At 71.2% G+C, this 22348-nt stretch carries 22 protein-coding genes and 4 pseudogenes; 14 read left to right on the top strand and 12 right to left on the bottom strand.

Features of this window, described 5'->3' with window-relative positions; genetic code table 11:
• Positions 1-19: 19 nt before the first annotated feature.
• From ACY34J_RS05305 to ACY34J_RS05295, 3 genes and pseudogenes are all read left to right on the top strand, one after another.
• A complete protein-coding gene (locus tag ACY34J_RS05305; RefSeq protein ID WP_462725305.1) occupies positions 20-472 on the top strand; it encodes a YbhB/YbcL family Raf kinase inhibitor-like protein in 453 nt (150 codons plus the stop codon).
• 23 nt (positions 473-495) lie between these two features.
• Positions 496-1107, top strand: a complete 612-nt coding sequence (locus ACY34J_RS05300) for an MBL fold metallo-hydrolase (protein WP_462725304.1) — start codon at positions 496-498, stop codon at positions 1105-1107.
• Positions 1108-1170: 63 nt separating this feature from the next.
• A pseudogene (locus tag ACY34J_RS05295) lies at positions 1171-1379 on the top strand (hypothetical protein); the annotation flags it as partial.
• A gap of 7 nt (positions 1380-1386) precedes the next feature.
• Here ACY34J_RS05295 and ACY34J_RS05290 read toward each other — a convergent pair.
• Positions 1387-2544, bottom strand: coding sequence for an acetyl-CoA C-acetyltransferase (locus ACY34J_RS05290; protein ID WP_462725303.1), 1158 nt, complete (start codon positions 2542-2544; stop codon positions 1387-1389).
• Between the two features lie 36 nt (positions 2545-2580).
• Positions 2581-2720: pseudogene (locus ACY34J_RS05285) on the bottom strand (TetR family transcriptional regulator); the annotation flags it as partial.
• On the opposite strand from ACY34J_RS05285, the pseudogene ACY34J_RS05280 reads away from it, so the two are divergent.
• Positions 2710-3078 (top strand): annotated as a pseudogene (locus ACY34J_RS05280) (acyl-CoA dehydrogenase family protein); the annotation flags it as partial. The pseudogenes ACY34J_RS05285 and ACY34J_RS05280 overlap by 11 nt on opposite strands.
• 17 nt (positions 3079-3095) lie before the next feature.
• Here ACY34J_RS05280 and ACY34J_RS05275 read toward each other — a convergent pair.
• Positions 3096-3899: a DeoR/GlpR family DNA-binding transcription regulator gene (locus ACY34J_RS05275; RefSeq protein WP_462725302.1), complete on the bottom strand. Its 804-nt coding sequence runs from the start codon at positions 3897-3899 to the stop codon at positions 3096-3098.
• A 100-nt stretch (positions 3900-3999) separates the two neighbouring features.
• Between ACY34J_RS05275 and ACY34J_RS05270 the strand changes: the two genes are divergently transcribed.
• The 3 genes from ACY34J_RS05270 (at position 4000) to ACY34J_RS05260 (ending at position 6180) form a co-directional block, all read left to right on the top strand.
• Positions 4000-4941 (top strand): SIS domain-containing protein, encoded by a 942-nt coding sequence (locus tag ACY34J_RS05270; protein WP_462725301.1) that lies wholly within the window; start codon positions 4000-4002, stop codon positions 4939-4941.
• A 15-nt stretch (positions 4942-4956) separates the two neighbouring features.
• Entirely contained in the window at positions 4957-5793 is an 837-nt protein-coding gene (locus ACY34J_RS05265; RefSeq protein WP_462725300.1) for a class II fructose-bisphosphate aldolase, read from the top strand.
• Positions 5794-5940: 147 nt separating this feature from the next.
• Positions 5941-6180, top strand: a complete 240-nt coding sequence (locus tag ACY34J_RS05260; protein WP_462725299.1) for a chaplin — start codon at positions 5941-5943, stop codon at positions 6178-6180.
• 278 nt (positions 6181-6458) lie between these two features.
• Here the strand turns inward: ACY34J_RS05260 and ACY34J_RS05255 are convergent, their stop codons facing one another.
• A complete protein-coding gene (locus tag ACY34J_RS05255; RefSeq protein ID WP_462725298.1) occupies positions 6459-6896 on the bottom strand; it encodes a cyclic nucleotide-binding domain-containing protein in 438 nt (145 codons plus the stop codon).
• Between the two features lie 226 nt (positions 6897-7122).
• Positions 7123-7350: pseudogene (locus ACY34J_RS05250) on the bottom strand (TetR family transcriptional regulator); the annotation flags it as partial.
• Positions 7351-7486: 136 nt separating this feature from the next.
• Here ACY34J_RS05250 and ACY34J_RS05245 point away from each other — a divergent pair.
• Complete coding sequence (locus ACY34J_RS05245) at positions 7487-8929, top strand: lipase maturation factor family protein (RefSeq protein WP_462725297.1); 1443 nt, start codon at positions 7487-7489, stop codon at positions 8927-8929.
• A gap of 46 nt (positions 8930-8975) precedes the next feature.
• Here the strand turns inward: ACY34J_RS05245 and ACY34J_RS05240 are convergent, their stop codons facing one another.
• Together ACY34J_RS05240 and ACY34J_RS05235 are read right to left on the bottom strand one after the other, a co-directional pair.
• The gene (locus tag ACY34J_RS05240; RefSeq protein ID WP_462725296.1) at positions 8976-10190 is read right to left on the bottom strand and encodes a D-alanyl-D-alanine carboxypeptidase family protein; all 1215 of its coding nucleotides are present in this window, start codon (positions 10188-10190) and stop codon (positions 8976-8978) included.
• A gap of 127 nt (positions 10191-10317) precedes the next feature.
• A complete protein-coding gene (locus ACY34J_RS05235) occupies positions 10318-11349 on the bottom strand; it encodes a rod shape-determining protein (protein WP_462725295.1) in 1032 nt (343 codons plus the stop codon).
• Between the two features lie 605 nt (positions 11350-11954).
• On the opposite strand from ACY34J_RS05235, the gene ACY34J_RS05230 reads away from it, so the two are divergent.
• Complete coding sequence (locus ACY34J_RS05230; protein WP_462725294.1) at positions 11955-12380, top strand: OsmC family peroxiredoxin; 426 nt, start codon at positions 11955-11957, stop codon at positions 12378-12380.
• A 78-nt stretch (positions 12381-12458) separates the two neighbouring features.
• Here the strand turns inward: ACY34J_RS05230 and ACY34J_RS05225 are convergent, their stop codons facing one another.
• From ACY34J_RS05225 to ACY34J_RS05210, 4 genes are all read right to left on the bottom strand, one after another.
• The gene (locus tag ACY34J_RS05225) at positions 12459-13109 is read right to left on the bottom strand and encodes a M23 family metallopeptidase (RefSeq protein ID WP_462725293.1); all 651 of its coding nucleotides are present in this window, start codon (positions 13107-13109) and stop codon (positions 12459-12461) included.
• A 169-nt stretch (positions 13110-13278) separates the two neighbouring features.
• Positions 13279-13776: a hypothetical protein gene (locus tag ACY34J_RS05220; protein WP_462725292.1), complete on the bottom strand. Its 498-nt coding sequence runs from the start codon at positions 13774-13776 to the stop codon at positions 13279-13281.
• Between the two features lie 555 nt (positions 13777-14331).
• On the bottom strand, positions 14332-14763 hold the full coding sequence (locus ACY34J_RS05215) for an SPW repeat protein (protein WP_462725291.1): 432 nt from the start codon (positions 14761-14763) through the stop codon (positions 14332-14334).
• Between the two features lie 463 nt (positions 14764-15226).
• Positions 15227-15643 carry an ankyrin repeat domain-containing protein gene (locus ACY34J_RS05210; RefSeq protein ID WP_462725290.1) on the bottom strand — a complete coding sequence of 139 codons (417 nt, stop codon included), beginning with the start codon at positions 15641-15643 and terminating at the stop codon, positions 15227-15229.
• A 248-nt stretch (positions 15644-15891) separates the two neighbouring features.
• On the opposite strand from ACY34J_RS05210, the gene ACY34J_RS05205 reads away from it, so the two are divergent.
• Together ACY34J_RS05205 and ACY34J_RS05200 are read left to right on the top strand one after the other, a co-directional pair.
• On the top strand, positions 15892-16086 hold the full coding sequence (locus ACY34J_RS05205) for a hypothetical protein (RefSeq protein ID WP_462725289.1): 195 nt from the start codon (positions 15892-15894) through the stop codon (positions 16084-16086).
• 50 nt (positions 16087-16136) lie between these two features.
• On the top strand, positions 16137-17690 hold the full coding sequence (locus ACY34J_RS05200; protein WP_462725288.1) for a hypothetical protein: 1554 nt from the start codon (positions 16137-16139) through the stop codon (positions 17688-17690).
• Between the two features lie 69 nt (positions 17691-17759).
• Here ACY34J_RS05200 and ACY34J_RS05195 read toward each other — a convergent pair whose 3' ends face one another.
• Positions 17760-19265 carry an SCO1417 family PLP biosynthesis transcription factor gene (locus ACY34J_RS05195; protein WP_462725287.1) on the bottom strand — a complete coding sequence of 502 codons (1506 nt, stop codon included), beginning with the start codon at positions 19263-19265 and terminating at the stop codon, positions 17760-17762.
• 112 nt (positions 19266-19377) lie between these two features.
• On the opposite strand from ACY34J_RS05195, the gene yczE reads away from it, so the two are divergent.
• From yczE to ACY34J_RS05180, 3 genes are all read left to right on the top strand, one after another.
• A complete protein-coding gene (gene yczE / locus ACY34J_RS05190; RefSeq protein WP_462725286.1) occupies positions 19378-20034 on the top strand; it encodes a membrane protein YczE in 657 nt (218 codons plus the stop codon).
• Complete coding sequence (locus ACY34J_RS05185) at positions 20031-20792, top strand: glycerophosphodiester phosphodiesterase (RefSeq protein ID WP_462725285.1); 762 nt, start codon at positions 20031-20033, stop codon at positions 20790-20792. Before yczE ends, ACY34J_RS05185 begins: the two co-directional genes overlap by 4 nt.
• A gap of 143 nt (positions 20793-20935) precedes the next feature.
• Positions 20936-22312 (top strand): MFS transporter, encoded by a 1377-nt coding sequence (locus tag ACY34J_RS05180; RefSeq protein WP_462725284.1) that lies wholly within the window; start codon positions 20936-20938, stop codon positions 22310-22312.
• Positions 22313-22348 lie beyond the last annotated feature (36 nt).

The raw sequence follows: 22348 nt of genomic DNA, 5'->3' as shown, positions 1-22348 counted from the left end.
TTCGGGTACAGCGGCGAGCATGACCGGAATCGAGCTTCACAGTTCAGCATTCAATGACCATGCGGGGATCCCCCGTCGCTACACGAGGGACGGCGAGAACCTCTCGCCGCCTCTGACCTGGTCAGGCGTACCGGAGGAGGCGGAGGAGCTGGTGCTCGTCTGCGAGGACCCCGACGCACCGTCCGGAACCTTCATCCACTGGCTGGTCACCGGCATCTCACCGGACAGCCGCGGCGTCGACGCCGCGCAGCTGCCGCAAGGCGGAACCCTCCACGCCAATGGATTCGGGGACCGAGGGTGGGACGGGCCGCAGCCGCCCAGGGGTGACAACGCGCACCGGTACTTGTTCCATCTGTACGCCCTCGCCGCCGGGATCGACCTGTCGGACCGGGCGACAGCCAAGGAGGTCCACCGCGCCGTCGACCGCCAGCAGATCGCCAACGGCACTCTCGTCGGCACCTACCGGCGCTGACGGCGCCGGGCCGAGGCGGACGCATGGCTCAGGCGCCGCGCCCCCGGCTGACGCTGCTCGGGGTCGGCGCGATGAACTCGCCGCGCTTCGCGCCCGCCGGTCTGCTGCTGCGGTACGGCGGACACCGGGTGGCCTTCGACGGCGGTCCGGGCGCGGACCCGCCCCAGCGCCTGGACGCCTGGCTGGTCACCGATGAGCGGGCGGAGCTCCGCTCAGCGCTGCGCCGGATGGCCGCCGAGCGCGGCGTCGAACCGCGGGCTCGGGACCTGACGCTGGGTGAGCTGCGCGTGCGTCTGTGCTCGGTCGTGCACACCTCCCATCCGACCTATGGCTACCGCATCGAGGCCGGTGACCAGGTGGCGGTATGGGCTCCGGAGTTCTGGGAGTTCCCGCCGTGGGCCGCGGACGCGGATCTGATGTTCGCCGAAGCCGCGGCCTGGGACCGGCCGATCCGCTTCCGCGGTGGCGTGGGCGGCCATGCGACCGTCCACGACGTCGGCGCCGGGGCCGTACGGCACCGGGTGCGGCGCGTGGTCTACGCGCACATCGGACGGCCCTGCATCCGGGCGATGGACGCCGGCGCGCGGCCCGAGGTCGGCGAGTGGGGCCACGAGGGCCGGACCTACACCCTCTGAGCGCGTGCCCCGGGCAGCCGCCGGCCCGGCGCTGGTGCCGCTGCCCGCGCGACGCGGCCGCACGCCCAGACGGTGGACGGCCGCACCGACCTCGGGGGATGGCCTCCGGGCAGGTCGCCGGACCGATCGACGACCTGCCGTCCTGCGCGGAGCTGGTCGGCCGCATCATGGCCGAGGCCCGCGAAACCCTCCGCGCCCTGCCGGTACCGGGGCGCCGGCGGACACGGCCTCTCCTTCTGCCGGGAGTTGACGCCCGGCACGACGATGGGTGATGGCCCGTCAGACTCGCTCGATGATGGTGACGTTGGCCTGGCCGCCGCCCTCGCACATGGTCTGCAGCCCGCGGCGGCCACCGGTCCGCTCCAGCTCGTGCAGCAGCGTCGTCATCAGCTTGGTTCCGGTGGCACCGAGCGGGTGGCCCAGCGCGATGGCACCGCCGTTGACGTTGACCTTGTCCGGGTCGGCTCCCGTCTCCTTCAGCCAAGCCAGCACCACGGACGCGAAGGCTTCGTTGATCTCCACCAGGTCGATGTCGTCCAGCGACAGACCGGACTTCTTCAGCGCGTACGCCGTCGCCGGGATCGGCGCGGAGAGCATACGGATCGGGTCCTCACCCCGTACGGACAGGTGCTGGATGCGGGCGCGCGGCGTCAGGCCGTGCTCGGCGACCGCCCGCTCGGAGGCGATGAGCAGCGCGGACGCGCCGTCGGATACCTGCGAGGAGACCGCGGCGGTCAGCCGGCCGCCTTCCAGCAGCGGCTGCAGCCCGGCCATCTTCTCCAGCGAGGTGTCGCGACGCGGGCCCTCGTCGGTCGTCACGTCCCCGTACGGGACGAGCTCACGGTCGAAACGCCCCTCGTCGATGGCCCGGATGGCCCGCTGGTGCGAGCGCAGCGCGTACTCCTCCATGGCCTCCCGGGTGATGCCCCACTTCTGGGCGATCAGCTCGGCGCCGTGGAACTGGTTGACGGGCTGGTTGCCGTAGCGGGCGCGCCAGCCCTCGGAGCCGGCGAACGGGCCCTGGTTCAGGCCCAGCGGCTCGGTGGCCTGGCGGCTGGCGAAGGCGATCGGGATCTGCGACATGTTCTGCACGCCGCCCGCGACCACCAGGTCCTGGGTGCCCGAGAGGATCCCCTGGGCGGCGAAGTGGAGGGCCTGCTGCGAGGAGCCGCACTGCCGGTCGACCGTCACGCCCGGCACCTCTTCGGGCAGCCCGGCGGCCAGCCAGCAGGTGCGGGCGATGTCCCCGGCCTGCGGCCCGACGGTGTCCAGGCAGCCGAAGACCACGTCCTCGACCGCTGCCGGGTCGACGCCCGAGCGCTCCATCAGCGCCTTCAGCACATGTGCGCCGAGGTCAGCCGGGTGGACGGCGGACAGGCCGCCGCCCCGCTTGCCCACCGGGGTGCGCACGGCTTCGACTATGTAGGCCTCGGGCATGGCAGCTGCTCCTCTCAGAGGTCCTCGGTATCCATGTCAACTCCGAAGGGCGATGCCGTCCAGCACCATCGTCAGGTACTGGCGGGCGATCTCCTCGGGCTGTGCTTTCCCCCCGGCCGGTACCACGATGCGGCGTCCCAGACGGTGTCGCGCACGAAGCGGTAGGGGGTCGCGATCGGCTCGTTCCAGGCGGTGAAGCACCGCCTGGCCGACACGCTCATGGCCCTGGAGTTCGCGCAGCCTCTGGTCCACTCCGCCGCCCTGGCCCCGGCGGCAGATACGGGAGCGCGAAGCTCTGTTGAGGGTGGTGGTGGGAGTCGGGTGGGAGAGCCGGCAGCCGGCCGCGAGGTGGCGGCAGCAAAGGTCGCGGCAGGCGAAGCCGCCTACGCCGCGTCGCGCACGGCCCTGCGACTCCATGGGGCCATCGGCTGCACCGAAGCGCTGGACCTGTCCTTGTGGATCCGCAAAGCCCGCGCCGTCCGCGACGTATGGGGCACCCCGTCCGTCTGCCACGCCCGTGTCCTCCTGCCCTGAGGCTCAGACCCCGGCCGTCAGACGGCGATCACCTTGACCCCGGACTCGGCGATCAGATCCTGCGCCTCCCGGGCGATTCCGGTGTCGGTCACCAGGTAGTTCACCCGGTCCAGGCCGGCGATCCGGGCGAACGCGCGCCTGCCGATCTTCGAGGAGTCGGCGGCCACGACCACGCGGTGGGCGCGCTCGGCGAGCAGGCGGCTGACGGCCGCCTCGTCCTCGTGATGTGCCATCAGGCCCCGTACAGGGTCGATGCCGTCCACGCCCAGCACCGCGATGTCCAGGACGACCTCCCGCAGCACGCCGCCTGTCAGCGGGCCCACCAGTTCGTACGTCTGCGGGCGGGCCACCCCACCGGTGAGCACGATCTTGATATGCGGTCGTACGGCCAGCTCGGCGGCGATGTTCAGCGCGTTGGTCACCACCGTCAGAGCCGGGGCGGGCGGCGCCGGGGCCCGCCCGCCCGACTGCGCGGTGCCGCCACGCAGCGCAAGGGCGCGGGCGATCTCGGTCGTGGTGGTGCCGCCGTTGAGGCCCACAACGTCGCCGACGGCCACCAGTTCCGCGACCGCCTGTGCGATCCGCTGCTTCTCCGAGGCCTTGCGGGCGGTCTTGTAGCGCAGCGGGAGCTCGTAGGACACGCCGTGCGCGACGGCTCCTCCCCTGGTGCGCACCAGCATCTGCTGCGCGGCCAGCTCGTCGAGGTCGCGCCGGATGGTCGCCACGGACACCCGCAGGGCGGCCGCGGCCTCCTCGACCTGCAACCGGCCTTCCGCCGCCAGCAGTTCCATCAGCGCGCCCCACCGCTCCTGCTTGGACACGTCCCCGGCACCTCCCTGCCCTTGCCCCGCTCACTTTACGACACAGCACTTTCGCTCTTTAATGATTGGTCGACCATAGAAACAAGCATCTTCGAGCATCATGCTGCTCTGTTCTGAGGAGCTCTCCATGCCCCACGGCTCGTCCGTCACGGCCATCGAGATCGCGTCACAGCCCGAGTGCTGGCGCCGCACCGCGGAGTACGCCCCGTCCCAGGCCGGCATCCTGCCGCAGCCGGGCGAGAGGACGGCGGTGGTGGGCTGCGGTACGTCCTGGTTCATCGCCCAGTCCTACGCGGCCCTGCGCGAGCGGGCGGGCCATGGGGAGACGGACGCCTTCGCGGCCTCCGAATTTCCCGTCGGACGCCGCTACGACCGGGTGCTGGCGATCACCCGCTCCGGTACCACGACCGAGGTGCTGGAGCTGCTCGCCCGGCTGAAGGGCACCACCGCCACCGCGGCCATCACCGCGGACCCGGCCACACCCGTGATGGAAGCGGCCGACCGGGTCGCCGTGCTGGACTACGCCGACGAGCGCTCCGTGGTGCAGACCCGGTTCGCCACCAGCGCGCTCGCCCTCCTCAGGGCACATCTGGGCGAGGACCTGACCGCCGCCGTGGCCGATGCCGAGCGCGCGGTCGACGAGGAGTTGTCGCCGGAGGTCCTGGCGGCCGAGCAGTTCACCTTCCTGGGCACCGGCTGGACATACGGGCTCGCCCAGGAGGCTGCGCTGAAGATGCGGGAGGCGGCCGGTGCCTGGACCGAGGCCTATCCGGCGATGGAATACCGGCACGGGCCGGTCAGCATCACCGGGCCCGGCCGCGTGGCCTGGGCGTTCGGCGATCTGCCCAAGGGGCTCGGGGACGAGGTCGGGGGCGTCGGCGGCATCCTGGTCGCCGACTCCTGCCCCACCGCCGCGACCGGCCCGCTCGACCCCATGGCCGACCTGGTACGGGCGCAGCGCCTGGCCGTGGCCATCGCCGAGGACAAGGGCTACGACCCCGACCGCCCGCGGAACCTCACCCGTTCCGTCGTCCTGCACTGAAGCGGAGGAACAGCCATGCCACTCGCCGCCACCGCGGACCTCATGGCCGACGCCGCTGCCGAAGGGCGCGGCCTCGCCGCCTTCAACATCATCACCCTGGAGCACGCCGAGGCGATCGCACTGGCCGCTCACGCGGCCGCGCTGCCGGTGGTCCTGCAGATCAGCCAGAACGCCGTGCGGTTCCACGAGGGCGCGGTCGAACCGGTCCTCGCTGCCTGCACCGCCATCGCCCGGGCGGCGGCCGTGCCCGTGGCGCTGCACCTCGACCATGTGGAGGACCGGGAGCTGCTGCACGCGGGCGTGGCCGCCGGCGCCGGTTCCGTCATGTTCGACGCCTCGAAGCTGCCCTACGAGGAGAACATCCGGAGGACGGCGGAGTGCGTGCGGTGGGCACACGAGCGGGGCATCTGGCTGGAGGCCGAACTCGGCAAGATCGGTGGCAAGGACGGCGCGCACGCCCCGGGCGTACGGACCGATCCGCAGGAGGCGGCTTCGTTCGTCGCCGCGACCGGGGTGGACGCCCTCGCCGTGGCCGTCGGCAGCTCGCACGCGATGACCGAACGCACCGCGCGGCTCGACCACGATCTGATCGCGCGGCTGCGCCAGGCCGTCCCCGTACCGCTGGTCCTGCACGGCTCCTCCGGTGTGCCGGATCAGGAGCTGCGGCAGGCCGTGAAGGCGGGGATGGTGAAGATCAACGTGGGTACGGCCCTCAACGTCGCCTTCACCGGCGCGGCACGCGAGGGCCTGCACGCGCATCCCACCGTGGTCGACCCCCGCAGATATCTCGCCCCGGCTCGCGACGCGATGGCGGCGGTGGCCGAGCATCTGCTGCGCGTGCTGGCTAAATGATGATATGTCACTCATAGACAACCGAAGCACCCGGCCATCACCCGTTTGCGTGCGGAACGCAACCTCGGCGCGGCTGAAGCGTTGATCCGGTCCCGGCCCCACTCGGACGGGATCTTCCTTCTGCACACAATGAAAGGTTCTACGTTCATGTCGCGTATTGCCAAGGCTGCTGTTCTGACCGCCGTTGCGGGTGCCGCCGTGACCGGGGCCGCCGGTGTCGCCGCCGCCGACTCGGGCGCCACGGGTGTCTCCACCGGTTCTCCCGGTGTGATCTCCGGCAACACCGTCCAGGCCCCGGTCCACGTTCCCGTCAACGTGTGCGGCGCCACTGTCAGCGTCGTCGGTGTGCTGAACCCGACCATGGGCAACACCTGCCTCAACGCCTGACACCGCTTGGAGGTTCAGGAAGGGTCCCGGAATTCGGCACCCCCTGTGGGTGGTACGGCCGGGAGCAGCCCCTGGCCCTGCCTCCACACCCGTGGCGCCCCCGGCGATGCCGGCGGGCGCCACGTCCGTATCTCCGGCTGGGTCCCTTCAGCCGGCCTCGCCGAGCAGCGGCCCGAACCCGCCCCGGTGCGCCAGCAGTTCGAGTTCGTCCAGCGCCTGCTGCGACTCGCGGGCAGTGAGCCGGGGAGCCACCCATTTAGCGGCCCAGCCGGCAGCGGTCAGTGGACAGACCGCTCGAGCAGGCGGGTGCGGGCGTTCTGCACGCGGTGCGCGAGGATTTCCGCGACGGTCCGCGTCAGCACGTATCCGAGCGCCGGGTCCGCCTCGCACAGCGCCCGTACCTCGGCCCCGTCGAAGGCGTAGGCGCGTACGGGGCTCAGCGCCTCGGCTCCAAAATCCCAGGTGTACGGGGGGAAGAGCCAGGACCATCCGAGCAGATCACCGGGGCCCAGCGTCTCCACGGTCGTGCTGCGGCGCCCCGGCAGCTTCAGGTCCAAGGTCACCGCCCCCGACCGGATGACCCAGAAGCCGGTCGCCTCCCCGCCTTCCTCGAAGATCCGGGCGTCCTGCGGGAAGGACACCTCGCGGGCGAGTTCCATCAGACGGTCGCGGTAGTCGGCCGGCAAGGCCCTCAGCAACCGGGTCGCACTGGTCATGACCGGGAGCCCTCCTCGCCTCCGACGCTGGCCGCCGGGCGCGCCCGCACATCGATCCGCCGGGCGCGCCCGCACATCGATCTGCCCCGGCGCTGTCTGCCGCGCAGCCCGTACCCCCATTGCACCCACGATCGCCCGCCTACGGCATCCCGAGGCGCCGGTTCAGATGTCGCCGGGGGCAGGGCCCCGGCCGCGGAGCCGGCGCGAGTCGGTCGAGGTAGCCAGGCGGCAGGGGGGCTCGGACCACGGCGAGGCCCCGCATCTGCAGCTTGGCAGGCCAGTGGCACACCGCCGTCTTGCCGGCTCCGGCAGGCCGGGCGACGGCCTCGATGGTCAGCCGCCCGTACCCGGCCACCGCCAGCTCCTGGAACACCGCCGCGCGGATGGCCGCCGTGACGTCGTCCTGGAGTACGGCGGCTCCCGCTGGAGCACGCCGGTGCCCCGGTCGCCCCAGAACGCAACGGTTGCGTACTGTCGTACCCCGCCATGCGGATGAATGGGACTGCGTGCCGTAGCCCGACCCGAGTGGCAGCGGCTGAGATGGTGGAAGGGAAGGCCCATCGGCGGACCGTGACCGAGGAGCAGGCGGTATGGAGTGGTTCACGGCACCCGAGTACTGGCTGAGCCGGCTGGTCTTCCAGCGGGGACTCGCCGCCTTGTATCTGATCGCGTTCCTGACAGCGGCCAACCAGTTCAGAGCGCTCATCGGGGAGCGAGGCATGCTGCCGGTGCCGTCGTTCCTGCGGCGGGTGCCGTTCCGGATGGCGCCCAGCCTTTTTCACTTCCACTACTCAGACCGCTTCTTCGCCGCCGTCGCATGGTTCGGCGTCGCCCTCTCCGCCGCTGTCGCGGCCGGCGCGGCCGACCATGTGCCGCTGTGGGCGGCGATGCTGATGTGGGCAGTCCTGTGGGCGCTGTATCTGTCGATCGTCAACGTCGGTCAGACCTGGTACGGCTTCGGCTGGGAGTCCCTGCTGCTGGAGGCGGGGTTCCTGGCGGTCTTCCTGGGCAACGAGCGGACGGCGCCGCCGGTGCTCGTGCTGTGGCTGACACGGTGGCTGCTGTTCCGGGTGGAGTTCGGCGCAGGGCTGATCAAGATGCGTGGGGACCGCTGCTGGCGCGACCTGACCTGCCTCTACTACCACCACGAGACCCAGCCGATGCCCGGGCCGCTGAGCTGGTTCTTCCACCATCTGCCGAGGCCCCTGCACAAGGTCGAGGTAGCGGCCAACCATGTGGCGCAGCTCATCGTGCCCGTGCTGCTGTTCACGCCGCAGCCGGTGGCGAGCGTGGCCGCGGGCATCATCATCGTCACCCAGCTGTGGCTCGTACTCTCGGGCAACTTCGCATGGCTGAACTGGGTGACGATCGTGCTCGCCATCCCGGCGATCGACGGGGCGATGGCAGCCGAGGTGCTGCCGCTGCCCACTCCGCCGAAGCTCCCGGCGCCACCGCTGTGGTACGAGGTCGTGGTGCTCGCGGCGACCGCCCTGGTGGCTGTGCTCAGCTACTGGCCGGCCCGCAATCTGATCTCCCGCACCCAGCAGATGAACCGCTCCTTCAACCCGTACCACCTGGTGAACACCTACGGCGCGTTCGGCTCCATCAGCCGCACCCGCCGGGAAGTGGTGATCGAGGGCACCGACGAGCCGCAGATCACGCCTGACACGGTGTGGAAGGAGTACGAGTTCAAAGGCAAGCCTGGCGACCCACGGCGGATCCCGCCCCAATGGGCCCCATACCATCTGCGGCTGGACTGGCTGATGTGGTTCGCGGCGCTGTCACCGGTCTACGCGCAGTCCTGGCTACTGCCGTTCGTCACCCGCCTGCTGGAGAACGACCGGGTGACGTTGAAGCTCCTGCGCTCCAATCCGTTCCCCGACACCCCACCCATCCATGTACGGGCGCGGCTGTACCAGTACCGCTTCACCACACGCGAGGAGCTGCTGCGGACCAGAATGTGGTGGCACCGCAAGCTCATCGGCGACTACCTGCCGCCCGTCGCACTTGAGAAGCAAAATTCCGGCACATGACCGCCGTTGACCGAGCATCCGGGGCGCGACCCACGCCCCCGGCGGGTCACGATCGTGCCGGACCGCGCGGAGTCCGCCGACGCCACAACACCGGGACGGCTCCGCACACCACGGCAGAAGCGGCGCCTGCAGCAAGCCACAGCCCGACCGGCGAGGTGTCGTGCCGGCGATCCGCGGAGGCCACGCGCGGGGCACCCATCGCCCCCATGACGGGGGGCCGGCGCAGCGTCCGGGATGTCGTGCTGCCGCGGGACGCGCCGAGCGGGCCGAGCGAGGAGACCTTGCCGCTTGCCGCGAATCCCCAGTCCAGAAGGGCACGGGCTTCCCGGTAGACGGCGTTGTGCAGCCCTGACCGGGGGTTCATGACGGTGACCACGAGGGTCCGGCCGCCACGGCGGGCGGCCACGACGAGGGTATTGCCGGCCCGGCTGGTGTAGCCGTTCTTCACCCCGATCAGGCCCCGGTACGGCTTCAGCCCGGGCGCACCGACCAGCAGGCGGTTGGTGTTCTGGATCTCGAAGGAGCCCGTGACTCTTCCGTCCCGGGCCCGCCCTTTGGGAAAGTCCGTCCTGCGCATCGAGCTGTACCGGACGAAGCGGGGGTCAGCGAGTCCGGCGCGGGCGAACACGCTCAAGTCGTAGGCCGAGGAGACCTGGCCGGGCGCGTCGTACCCGTCCGGTGTGACGACGCGGGTGTCCAGAGCACCGAGCGCACGGGCCCTGGCCTGCATCTGCCGGACGGTCTTCGGCATCGAGCCGTTCATGGCGGCCAGCGCGTGCACCGCGTCGTTGCCCGATCTGAGGAAGACCCCACGCCACAGATCCGCCACGGTGTACCGCTGCCCAGGCCGGATCCCAACCATGCTGCTGCCGGCGCCGATGCTCTGGAGGTCGCGGGCCCTCACCTTGCGGAGCCCGTCCTGCGGCAGTGCCGACAGCACCGTCACCGCGAACAGGGTTTTCAGCGTGCTTGCGGGAGGCATCCGCCGGTGGGCGTCCTTGGCTGCCAGCACCTGTCCCGTGCGCGCGTCCGAGACCACCCAGGAGAGCGATGAGAGTCCCCCGGGGAGGGCGGGCGCCCCGGGTTTTGGCAGTACGTGCACCCCCGGGCGCTCCAGCAGTGACCTGCCGGCCGCGGCGGCGGGCGCGTTCCGCTGTCCCTCGTCGTCGGCGTACGCGGGTGCCGACGGGCAGGCCACCGCCAGACATGTGACGACGGTGGCCACTGCGGTGCGCGTCTTCAGTCCAGGCATCGTGTCCATATCTGCACCGTAGGAACGATCAGCGGCGGGTGCCGCGCGTTTCTGCTCCATAAGGGGAGTCAGCCTGACGGAACATCAGTGACTCGTGGCATCAGTACGACTGATGATGTATCGGGAGCGACGGCTGTCACACCGGCGCGAGCAGCGGCTGGTGGGAGGACGGCTGCTCGAAGTCCGCGACGCAGCGGGCGGCGCCCTCCAGCACCGAGGTCAGCGGGGAGTCGACGAGGTGGAAGGCCAGGCCCGTCGTGCGGCTCAGCCGCTCCGTCAGGCCGCCCAGCAGCGCCCCGCCACCGGTGAGCACCACGCCCCGGCCGACGATGTCCTCCGACACGCTGGCCGGACAGTGGCTCAGGACCGAGCCCACGGTGAGGGCGATGCGTCTGATCACCGGCTCGGCCACGGGCATGAGCTCGCTCGCCAGGACGAGCACGGTCTTGGGCATGTCGGTGACGCGGTCACGGCCGCGCACCGGAATCCGGATGTCCTCACCGCCGGCCGTCGCCCGGCTCATCGTGAGCTTCACCTCCTCCGCCACCACCGTGCTCACGGCCAGCTGGTGCTCCCGCTGCAGATAGCTGCCGATCGCGGCGGTGAAGGCCTCGCCGGCGCAGGTCGTGGACTGGGAGGCCACCATGGTGCCGTAGTCGTAGGCGGCCACTTCGGTCGTACCGGCACCGACATCGACGATCATGGTGCTCATCGCGTCCCAGACGGGGATCCCGGCCCCGATGGCCGCCAGCGTCACCTTGGGAATCAGATGGACGGTCCGCGCTCCGGCGAATTGGAATGCCTCCTCGACAGCGCGCTTTTGCACCTCGGTGGCCTGCACGGGCACACCGGCGACGACTCGGGGCGGGCGCCATGACGTCAGGCGCCGACGGCGGTTTCCCAGGGCATGCCACAGCAGGCGGGTGACGACATCGAAATTGGTGATCACCCCGCGGCGGATGGGCAGGACGATGTCGAGGGAGGGGGGCGTGCGGCCTGCCATCCGTTTCGCCGCATCGCCGACCGCCACCACCTTGCCCGTACGGTTGTCGATCGCCACCACCGAAGCGCCGTCGAAGCTGGCGTAGTGTGCACCGCGTACCCGGGTGTTGGCCGTTCCTAGATCAACTGCCAGCTGAGGCCCGCCGAGTGCCTGAGACAAGGCCATGAGGAGTCCTTTCACCACTGGCGTCCAGGTCTGCCCCAAGATTCGCGCCTGAGGGAGCCCGCACCCGGTGCACCACACCGGCTCTCTCCCCCGAAAGAGTGCGACGATCGGTCTGTCATATCCGCCGTCCAGCCGCCCCGCGGGCCTTCGATGGCGTGTACGAGGCGGCGCCGATGCGGGTGAGGAAGTCGCGGAAAAGGTGACCGCCGGGCGGTGCGGAGCGTTGGCCCGCTGTGACAACGACGCAGCTTCGTCCGGCCACGCGACAGCGCAGGGCACTGGCCGAGCCTTCGCTCGCAGAAACGGTTGCCCGAGCCGGGGACGTTCCGATCTACGCCGCCATGGTCGAGCGCTGGGCCTCAGCCGGCAGGGCGGTGCCGGGACACTACGACCACGAGTGGATCACGCTGGTGCGACGACCGGCCTGGCCCGACAGGCCACGGCCGGAGAGGTAGCGGCCGGCGTCCGGTGGCGGCCCGGCCGGCATCCCCCGGGCTCGCGCGGGTACGGCAGGGGGATCGTACGGCGCGTCGGGAGCGGCATCCCCACGTGCGGGGGCGGACGATCGGGTTGGCCTCATCCGCTGCACAGAAGGGACTTCACTCATGGCCACCACGCGTACCGCACATACGGACTGGGAGGGTGATCTGCTGACGGGGGTGGGCGAGGTCACTCTCGACTCTTCCGGAGTCGGGCACTTTCCCGTCACCTGGGCGTCCCGGGCCGAGGAGCCGAGCGGAAAGACCAGCCCGGAGGAGCTGATTGCCGCCGCCCACTCCGCCTGCTTCTCGATGGCCCTGACCAACGGGCTCACCAAGGCCGGTAACAAGCCGACCCTGCTGGTGACCAAGGCGAATGTCACCTTCGAACCGGGCAAGGGCATCACCGGCATCATCATCGCGGTGGAGGGCCGGGTACCGGGGATCAGCGAGAGCGACTTTGTGGCAGCGGCTGAGGACGCCAAGGCGAACTGTCCGGTGAGCAAGGCACTCGCCGGCACGACCATCGGGCTGACCGCCGTGCTCCTGTGATATCCCGGGCCCTGCCGGCCGGTGCCGCCACCCGCAGGTGCGGGGCGGCGGCATCGGCACGGAGGATCTTCCGGGCTGTCACACGCGGACGCCCTTGTTGACGAGATACCCCAGCGGATCGATGTCCGATCCGTACTGTGAGGTCTTGCGTACCTCGAAGTGCAGATGCGGCCCGGTGGATCTGCCGGAGTTGCCGGACAGGCCGATCAGTGTGTTCGAGGTGACCCGCTGGCCGGGGCTGACGAAGACGCGCGAGAGATGGCCGAAGAGCGTGTAGTGCCCGTCGTTCATGCGGATCAGCACCATCCGCCCGTAGTCGCCGCCCGAGCCGGCGCGGACGACGACGCCGGGTCCGACGGAGTAGACCGGGGTGCCGATCGGGACCGTGAGATCGACGCCGGTGTGGTGACCGGCGATCCAGTTGCCGGGGACTCCGTAGGCGGCGGAGATGCGGGCCGCGAACACGGGCCGGTCCCAGGTGCTTCCCGGAGCCTGATGCAGCGCGATCCCCACGTCGCGGAACTCCGGCTCATCCGCTTGCGGTTCGGGCTGCCAGGGTTCGTCATCGATGGCGGTCAGGTCGTTGCCACCCCTGTCCGTACCGTGGACGTCCTGAGCCGGACCGCTCCATGGCGCGGGGACAGGATCGAAGTCTCGGCCCCAGGCGCTGCCTGCGGCGGGGACAACACTGAGGACGCCGAGCAGGCCTGCGGATATCAGATGGGCCATCAGCCTGCGGCGATGACACGCACGGGGTACACGGCCCAGGTCTACCAGTCTCACGAATCTGCCTTTCTGTCGGATCCGTTTACGCCGAGGCCTCCGGTTCTCCGGCGCCCGGGGCGGGGACGTCGGAGAACCGGAGGCGATGAAAGAGACGTCATGGTCTGCCAAGGAGTCAGGTGTCGTGGACGGCACGGCGGCGCATGGTGATCACAGCTCCGGCGGCGGCCGTCACGAGGAGAGCCTCACCGACGGCCACGGCGGCGGAGTTCCCGCCGGTGATACTGCCGCCTTCGCCGGCGCGGGATCCCTTCCGGGCGACCTGACCAAGCGTGAACCCGCCCAGAGTCGAGGAACCCTCGCCCGGGCAGTGCGTGGTCACCATGTACGGCCGGCCGGCCTTGGCGTGCGGCGACACCCGGGCCGAGCCCACATAGCGGCTCCCGCCCTTGTCGGTGAGCGTCGCCGTATCGGCCAGGCCCGCCGATGTCGCCCTGATCGACCGTGCCGCGCAACCGCCCTTCTGAACCAGCGTCACGTGGGCGGCCGGCCCCGGCGTCGATGGCGTCACACTCAACGATGGCTGCTGATCGGCCCACGACACCGCCGCCGAGCCTCCCACCGCCAGAGCCGCCGCAGCGGCCCCGACCACAGCCCGAGATGCAGTACGCATGGGCGATCTCCCTCGGCACGGATGCGGTTCCTTGCCGCCCGCGTTCGGCCTCCGCGCCGTGCACCCATGTCATCTCCACACCTCGTCCGGCGCGCGCGGCCGACGCGCGGCCGCCGTCCACCGGACGGACCATCACCGATCCCACGAATGGCGCGTCAGCGCAGGTGACCGAGGGGCCGAAGGACTGGGCGGGAACGCGCCGCCGAGCGCCGCCCAATGGGTGAGTGCGGCGCGCCGCAGCGTGATGCTGGAGGGCGAGGAACGGACGTCGCGGCTGCCCGGCGCGGTGCTGTTGACCCGTCCGGCAGGCCCCGTACCGCACCGGATCCTGCCGGACGGCTGCACCGACCTGATCTGGGCCGACGGGGCTGCTGGTGGTCGGCCCGGACACTCACGCACACCTCACAGAGGGCCCGGCGGGCACCCGGTACGCCGGGCTGCGCTTCGAGCCCGGCCGCGGACCGTCGCTTCTGGGTTCGCCACGCGCCCTCCGGCACGGAGAAGGAGGCCGCGCGCGCGGCCTCCTTCGATCCGGTGCTCGGTGAGTGTGTTCCACTAGGTCTGGGCTCGGGTTCCCTTCGCGAGGCCGCCCATGGCTGCCAGTCCGAACAGGCAGGTGAGCGCGCCGAGGATTACGTTGTTCCAGATCATTCCGGCATCAGGTCCACGGGTCACCACCCACGGCGAGATGATCAGCCACACGCCCATGGCCGCCATGGTCCAGCGCAGGCCCGCCCGGCCGGCCGTGAAGCCGAGTCCGATGGCGGCGATGGCGAGGCCGAGGACCAGGTTGTTGATGGTCAGGTCGGGGCGGGTGGCGGAGAAGTGGACTACCCAGGGGGAGATCGCACAGTAAAGGCCGACGAGGAGCACGGCTCCGTCGACGACCACAGGTTCCCGGTCGCGGAGCATCTGCGCGTACCGGGCTCTCATCTCGTGAACATCGGGGTGAGCCGTGATGTCACCGCGATGCGAGAGGTCGGCCATAAGACTCGCCTCCTTCGGTTCCTGCAAGTCTGGCGGCCGCGCGGCGCGCGGCCTGGGCCGCAGCACCATTGTGCTCTCAACGGGTGTTTATCGGTAGATGTCGCTCCAGCCCTGTCTTTGGCGAATTGCCGGGCCAGGGCGTCGAGATCGTCCGACATGAGGTGCCCAGCCGGGCGGCCGGGCCGCTCAGGGGGGATGTGCTGCAGCCAGGCAGCGGCCGGCCCGGGGTGACGGCCGTCCGCTCGGCCTCGGCGCGCAGCAGCTGCTCCGGTGAGGCGAAGCCTTCGGGCAGCCACGCGGCCGACCGCGCCGCACGCTCGGCGAGGTGCGCCACGTACGCCTCCCGCAGTTGCTCGGGCGAGTCGAATCCCGGTTCGCCGGCCAGCCAGTCCCCTGGGGCCAGGGCCAGGACCTCCCGCAGCAGGCTCTCCGGCTGCTGCGACCCTCGACCGGCGGGGTCCGGTCACTCCGCGCCGAACAGCTTGAGCAGCTCCGACTTGCCGAACATCCGCGCCGTGTCCACGGCCGAAGGGGTGCCCGCCTGCGGGTCGGCACCGCCTTCCAGCAGGACGCGTACGACCTCGTCCTCGCCCTTGAAGACCGCCCCGGCGAGCGGAGTCCGCCCGCCGTCGTTGATCCGCCCGGGGTCGGCGCCGCGCGCCAGCAAGGCCTTCACGGCGTCCGCGTGGCCGTGGTAGGCCGCGAGCATGACGAGCGAATCGCCCTTGTCATTGGTGAGATCGGCGGGAACTCCCGCATCCACATAGGCGGCCAGCGTGGCGGTGTCGCCGGTGCGGGCGAAGTCGAACACCTTGCTCGCGAGTTCGATGACCTCCGGATCCACCGGACCTGTGCCGTCTCCCGTTCCCGGAGCGCTCATCTCCTGATCCACCTTTCCAGGGCCTGCGCCCGTACGAGTGATCCGACGGCGTACTTGGGCCACCCGGACATCAGCCGGACCGGGCGGGGCAGTGATCAGCTCAGCGTCCGCCCGTGGGTGAGGCGCGCACCTCGACCCGCCGACGTTTCACGACAATTCCTCCATTTGCGGCTTTCCTCGGTTGGATACATGCTGTGACCCTGGAAGTACTCATGGTGAGAGTCCCCCCACCAGCACAGGAGAACCCCATGATTCTGTCCATGTCCGGCGTCGTGCTGCTGGCCATCATCGTCGTCCTCTTCCTTCGGAAGAGCGGCCTCAAGCCGTCCCACGCCATCGTCTGCGCCCTCTTCGGCTTCTTCCTGGCGAGCACCGCCATCGCACCGGGCATCAAGGCCGGTACGGCAAGCCTCGCCAGCCTGCTGGGCGGGATCAAGTTCTAGCCGGGCCGGGGAACCGAAGCATCCGCACCACTCACCACAGGAGAACACCGTTGGTCCGGCGACCGCTGCCCCGCATCCTCCGCTCCTGCGCGTCCATCGCCCGAAGCCGTGAGTTCGCGCGCACGGCCGCCGACAGCGCCACCGATGTCCTCCATCCGCTGATCATCATCAGTCGCGGACTGCGCCGCCTGGTTGCGACCGGGCGGCGCCGGTGGTCCGCAACCCCCAAGGAGCGCCGCGGACCGACGCTGTTTCTCGGGGCTGCCGCGCTCATGCTGGTCGCGCTCATGCCCTACGGCCCGCTGATCGCACTCATCGCGCTGATGGCCGCCGCGGGCTGGGCCGGACGGGGCTCTCGTACGCCCGCCCGGACCGGTCCCAGTGAGACCGAGGCCCTACGCCTCCGCGTTCTGTACGAGGCGCTCGTGCCGTACTTCTCCGCTCCCGACGACCCAAGGGCGCTCTATACCCACGGTGGTAACTGGAAAGCGGCCTTCCGGCAGTTCGCGTTCGACGACGACGGGCGACTGACGCTACTGCGGCTGCGCTACCCGCCCTACTTCACCGACAGCGACCCCGCCTCCCGCGCACGGATCGAGCAGCTGCTCCACGCCAAGTCCGGCCGGGGGCGCGAGTATCTCTTCGTGTGGAAGGAGGAGGCCAACCACCTGACGCTCACCGTGCTCGCGGCCCTGCCCACCGACATCTGCGCCCAACGCTTCGTCACCGCGCCGGGCGAGACCGTGCTCGGCTTCACCGACCCGGGCGGCGTGCAGCGCACGGTGCCCGTGGCCGGCGACGAGGCGACGCGGGACGCGCCGCCTGTGGTGTGGCGCACCGGGCCGCGATCCATGGAGCCGCATCTGCTCGCCCTGGGCCAGCCCGGCAGCGGTACCACCACGCTGCTGCGCTCCATCGCTCTCCAGGCGCTGCACCACGGGGACGTGCTGGTCGTGGACGGCAGTGGCACGGGCGAGTTCGCGTGCCTGGCCGGGCGGTCCGGGGTCCTGGCCGTGGAGTCCGGGCTCGGGGGCGCCCTGGCGATCCTGGAGTGGGTGGCACACGAGACGGAGCGCCGGCTGATCTCCGCGAGCCACGCCCGGCAGACCGGCCGTCCGCTACCGGAGGACACCCTGCGGCAGCTGTGGGTCCTCCTCGACCGGCCCGCCGTCCTCAGCCACCTCGCCACCGCCGAGGGACGGACCGACCCGCAGGATCTCCTGCAGGTGCCGCTGCGGCACGGGCGGGCCGTCCAGGTCACGGTCGCCATCGCCGACCAGCTGGACAGCCTGGAGTTGCTGGCCGAGACCGTGCGGGCGCACACCCGGGCGCGGGTCGTGCTCGGCCCGGCTCCTGCCGAGCAGGTCCGGGCGGTGCTGGGCGCGCCGCCGAACACCACGCCCCCGCCCGACGTTCCGCCGGGACGCGGCTATGCACGCCTTGGATCGGGCCCGGTGCACCGGCTCCAGGTGCCGGCGACGCCTGATCCGTACGACGACACGACGAGCGAAGCCCACCGGCAGGCCGTACTGGGTCTGCTGCCCGAGCGCACCGGCGCCCTCGGCACCGAGCCCACGGCGGTACCGGCCCCCGCCGACAACTGACGTGCTGTCGTCGCCGCTTGACAGGCCGGGATGCCCTGGGCACAGACCCGTACGGCCCGCCGGGAGGGTTCAGGCCACCAGGCTCCGGGGAGCGTCCGCCGCGACGGGGGCGCCGCTCTCCACCAGGCGGACCGCGGCAGCGAGTCGGCCGGCGGCCGTCTCGGCGAGCGCGCCTCCCACCGTGAACGGCAGCCGTACGAAGCCCTCGAAGGCGCCGTCGACGCCGAATCGCGGCCCGGAGGGCACCCGTACGCCCAGCCGCTCCCCCGCCTCGGCGATCCGGGAGCCGGACAGCCCGCCGGTGCGGGCCCACAGGGTGAGCCCGCCCTTCGGGACGGTGAACTCCCAGTCGGGCAGGTGCCGTCGGAGCGCGGCGACGAGGTCGTCGCGGTTCTCGCGCGCCTGCTGCCGGCGGATGTCGCCGGCCGCGGCCCAGCCTCCGTCCCGCAACAGCCATGTGACGGCGAGCTGTTCGAGGACCGGCGAGCCCAGGTCGGCGTAGGCGCGCGCGGCGACCAGGCTGCGGATGACGTCGGGCGCCGCACGGACCCAGCCGATGCGCAGCCCCGCCCAGAAGGCCTTGCTCGCCGAGCCCACGGTCACGACCGTGCTCCCCGCGGGGTCGAACGCCGAGACAGGGCGGGGCGGTTCGGTGTCCGCGTCGAGCCGCAGCTCGGACATCGTCTCGTCGGCGACGAGCACCGTGCCCGCGGAACGGGCGGCCTCCACCAGCTGCCGCCGCTGGTCCTCGGTCGCCAGCGCCCCGGTCGGATTGTGGAAGTCGGCCATGACGTAGGCCATGCGCGGTGCGGCGTCGCGCAGCACCTGCCGCCAGGCCGGGATGTCCCAGCCGCCGAGGCGGTCGCCCATGGCGACGGGCACCAGCCGGGCGCCCGCCTCCCGCATGAGCTGCAGGACGTTGGCGTAACTGGGCGACTCGACGGCCACGCGTTCGCCACGGGCCGCGAACAGGTGGCAGGTCGCGGCGACCGCGCCCATCGCCCCAGTGGTGATCATGATCTGCTCGGGCATGGTCGGGATACCGCGTGCGGTGTAGCGGTCGGCGAGGGCCTGCCGCAGGTCGGGCAGGCCCGCCGGATAGTCGCCGTGGGTGTGGGCGTACGGCGGGAGCTCCTCCAACGCTCCCTGGATCGCGCGGGAGAGCCACGGTTCGGGGGCGGGCAGGGCCGCACAGCCGAGGTCGATCATCGACTCGGCGGCGTCGGGCGGAAGAGGGTCCAAGCCCCGGGTGGGCAGCGGGCTGCCGGCGGGCACGGCGGTCCAACTGCCCGCGCCGCGCCGGGACTCCAGGAATCCCTCGGTGCGCAGCGCCTCGTAGGCGGAGGCGACCGTGGTACGGCTGAGGGCCAGGGCGGCGGCCAGTTCCCGTTCGGCGGGAAGCCGGGCGGCGACCGGGACGCGGCCTTCGAGGACGAGCAGGCGCACACCGTCGGCGAGCGCCCGGTAGGCCGGCACCCGGCGGCTGCCCGCCCCGTTCCCCCGTCCGGCCAGGTCCTGGGATCTCAGCAGCCGGGCCAGCTGTGCGGCCCCCACGGCCGAAGTCCAATGAGCCATGTTGCCAGTCCACCTTCCCGGAATTGGCCATGGAAACTCGAATGTTCCAGGCCACATGGTGTCATGGGTCAGGCCAGTGCCACCACCAGGGAGGGTTCTTTTGTCTGGATCCATGAGGTCTCGTCGTCTCACCCGGCGGCTGCTCCAGCTGTACGCCGGGCTTGTGCTGTACGGGGTGGGTGCGGCGTTGCAGGTGCGGGCCGGGCTCGGGCTGGCCCCGTGGGACGTGTTCCATCAGGGGGTGTCGAAGCACTCGGGGCTGTCGATCGGTGTGGTGTCGATCGTCGCGGGCGCCTGCGTACTGCTGCTGTGGGTCCCCCTGCACCAGCGACCGGGGCTCGGCACCGTGTCCAACGTCGTGATGATCGGCCTGTCGATGGACGCGACGCTGGCCCTGATCCCGGACGCGCGCGGCCTCGCGCTGCGGGGCTCACTACTGGCCTTCGCGATCGTGCTGGGTGGTGTCGCGACGGGCCTGTACATCTCGGCGCGCTTCGGGCCCGGCCCGCGGGACGGCCTGATGACCGGTCTGAGCCGGCGTACGGGCCGCTCCATCCGCCTGGTGCGCACGGGGATTGAGCTCTCGGTGCTGGCGAGTGGTTTTCTGCTGGGCGGTTCGGTCGGGGTCGGCACGGTGGCGTACGCTCTGGCGATCGGCCCGCTGTCCCAGTTCTTCCTGCGGGTGTTCGCCATTTCCCAGTCTGACGGCACCCGTTCACCGGTAGTGGCTCACGGCGGCGGAAGGCAGGACGCCATACTGCCGCGGTGACCGACCTGCATCCCTTTCTCGATCATCCGGCTCCGCTCGCCTTCGCTCACCGCGGCGGAGCCGCGGACGGCCTGGAGAACACCGCAACCGCCTTCCGTCGGGCGGTGGCCGCCGGCTACCGCTATCTGGAGACCGATGTCCACGTCACCGCGGACGGCGCGCTGGTCGCCTTCCACGACGCGACGCTGGACCGGGTCACCGACGCCAGCGGCCGGATAGCGGCGCTGCCGTGGTCCGAGGTGCGGCAGGCGCGCGTGGCGGGCCGCGAGCCGCTGCCGCTGTTCGAGGAGCTGCTGGAGGCCTTTCCGGACGCGCGCTGGAACGTCGACATCAAGGCGGAGGGGGCGCTCGTCCCGCTGGTGGAACTGGTACGCCGCACCAGCGCCTGGGACCGGGTGTGCATCGGCTCCTTCTCCGAAAGCCGGGTGGCACGCGCCCTGAAACTGGCCGGGCCCCGCCTGGCGACGTCGTACGGCACCACCGGGGTGCTGGGACTGCGGCTGCGCTCGTACGGGCTGCCCGCGTGGATGCGGCGCACCGGAGTCGCGGTGCAGGTGCCGGAGCGGCAGTCGGGGATCCGGGTCGTGGACCGGGCGTTCATCCGGGCCGCGCACGCCCACGGTCTGCAGGTGCATGTGTGGACGGTGAACGAGGCAGATCGCATGGCGGCGCTCCTCGACCTGGGTGTGGATGGCATCATGACCGACCACATCGATACGCTGCGCACGGTGCTGACCGACCGGGGAGTCTGGGTCTGACCTTTGCCCTGGCCCCGCTCCGTCGCGGCGGTTCGCGAGCCGCACGGCGCGCCCATGGCCGAAACTCCCGGCCCCGTCCCGGGGATTCGGCACCGGGCCCACGCGCCCTCGGCGAGCGAGCCTTCAGGAGCAAGGGGGACCGTATGGGCATCGACACCGCGGCCGGAGCCACGGCCGACGCGGCTGACGAATCGGCTCGGCGGCGCCGGGAGCAGCGCGGCTGGTACTTCTACGACTGGGCGAACTCGGTCTTCTACGCCAGCGTGATCACGGTCTTCCTCGGGCCCTATCTCACCGATGTCGCCGAGGCCGCGGCCGACGCGGGCGGATACGTCCATCCCCTCGGGATACCGGTGCGGGCGGGCGCCTACTTCGCGTACGTGGTCTCCGCCTCCGTCCTGCTGTCGGTGTTCGTGATGCCGCTGGCCGGCGCGATCGCGGACCGGACCGGCCGTAAGAAGGCACTGCTCGGGGTGTTCGCGTACACCGGGGCCACGGCGACGACGGCGATGTTCTTCGTCAGCGGGGACCGGTATCTGCTGGGCGGCGTACTGCTGATCATCGCCAATGCCGCCTTCGCGGCCTCGATCGTCCTCTACAACGCCTTCCTGCCGCAGATCGCCGAGCCGCACGAACGGGACGCGGTCTCCTCACGCGGCTGGGCGTTCGGCTACGCCGGCGGCGCGCTGATGCTGATCGCCAACCTGGCGCTCTTCCTCGGCCATGACGCGGTCGGGATCTCGGGGGGCATGGCCGTACGGATCTGCCTGGCCTCGGCCGGACTGTGGTGGGCTGCGTTCACGGTCGTGCCGCTGGTGCGGCTGCGCGACCGCGTGGGCGACACCCCGGGCGCCGACGGCGCGGACGCGGGGTCGTTGCGCCAGAGCTGGCGGCAACTGGCGGACACCGTCAAGCACATGCGCCGGCATCCGCTCACCCTCGCGTTCCTCCTGGCGTATCTCGTCTACAACGACGGCATCCAGACGGTGATCTCACAGGCGTCCCTCTACGGCCGCAAGCAGCTGGGCCTGGACGAGACGGCACTGATCGGCGCGATCCTGCTGGTGCAGGTGCTGGCGGTGTTCGGCGCCCTGCTGCTCGGCCGGCTGGCCGCGCGGTACGGGGCACATCGCACGGTGCTCGGCTCGCTGGTGGCGTGGACGCTGACGATCGGGGCAGGGTTCTTTCTGCCGGCACACCAGCCCGTGGGTTTCTTCGTCCTGGCGGCGGCGATCGGCATGGTGCTGGGCGGCAGCCAGGCGCTGTCGCGGTCGCTGTTCTCCCATCTCGTACCGCGCGGCAAGGAAGCCGAGTACTACTCGGTGTACGAGCTGAGCGATCGGGGCACGAGTTGGCTCGGCCCCCTGCTGTTCGGTCTGGCCTACCAGCTGACCGGGAGCTACCGGACCGCGATCGTCTCGCTGGTGGTGTTCTTCGCCGTGGGATTCGTGCTGCTGGCTCGGTTGCCGGTGCGGCGCGCTGTGGAGGCCGCAGGCAATGCCGTACCGGACCGGATTTAGGGCTGGCGCATGAAGGCCGGTAGTGTACGCCCTTGG

It is taken from the genome of Streptomyces sp. HSS9-12, assembly GCF_054963655.1.
The sequence above is the reverse complement of the archived record's forward strand: the minus strand, read 5'-3'. Positions and strand labels throughout refer to the sequence as shown.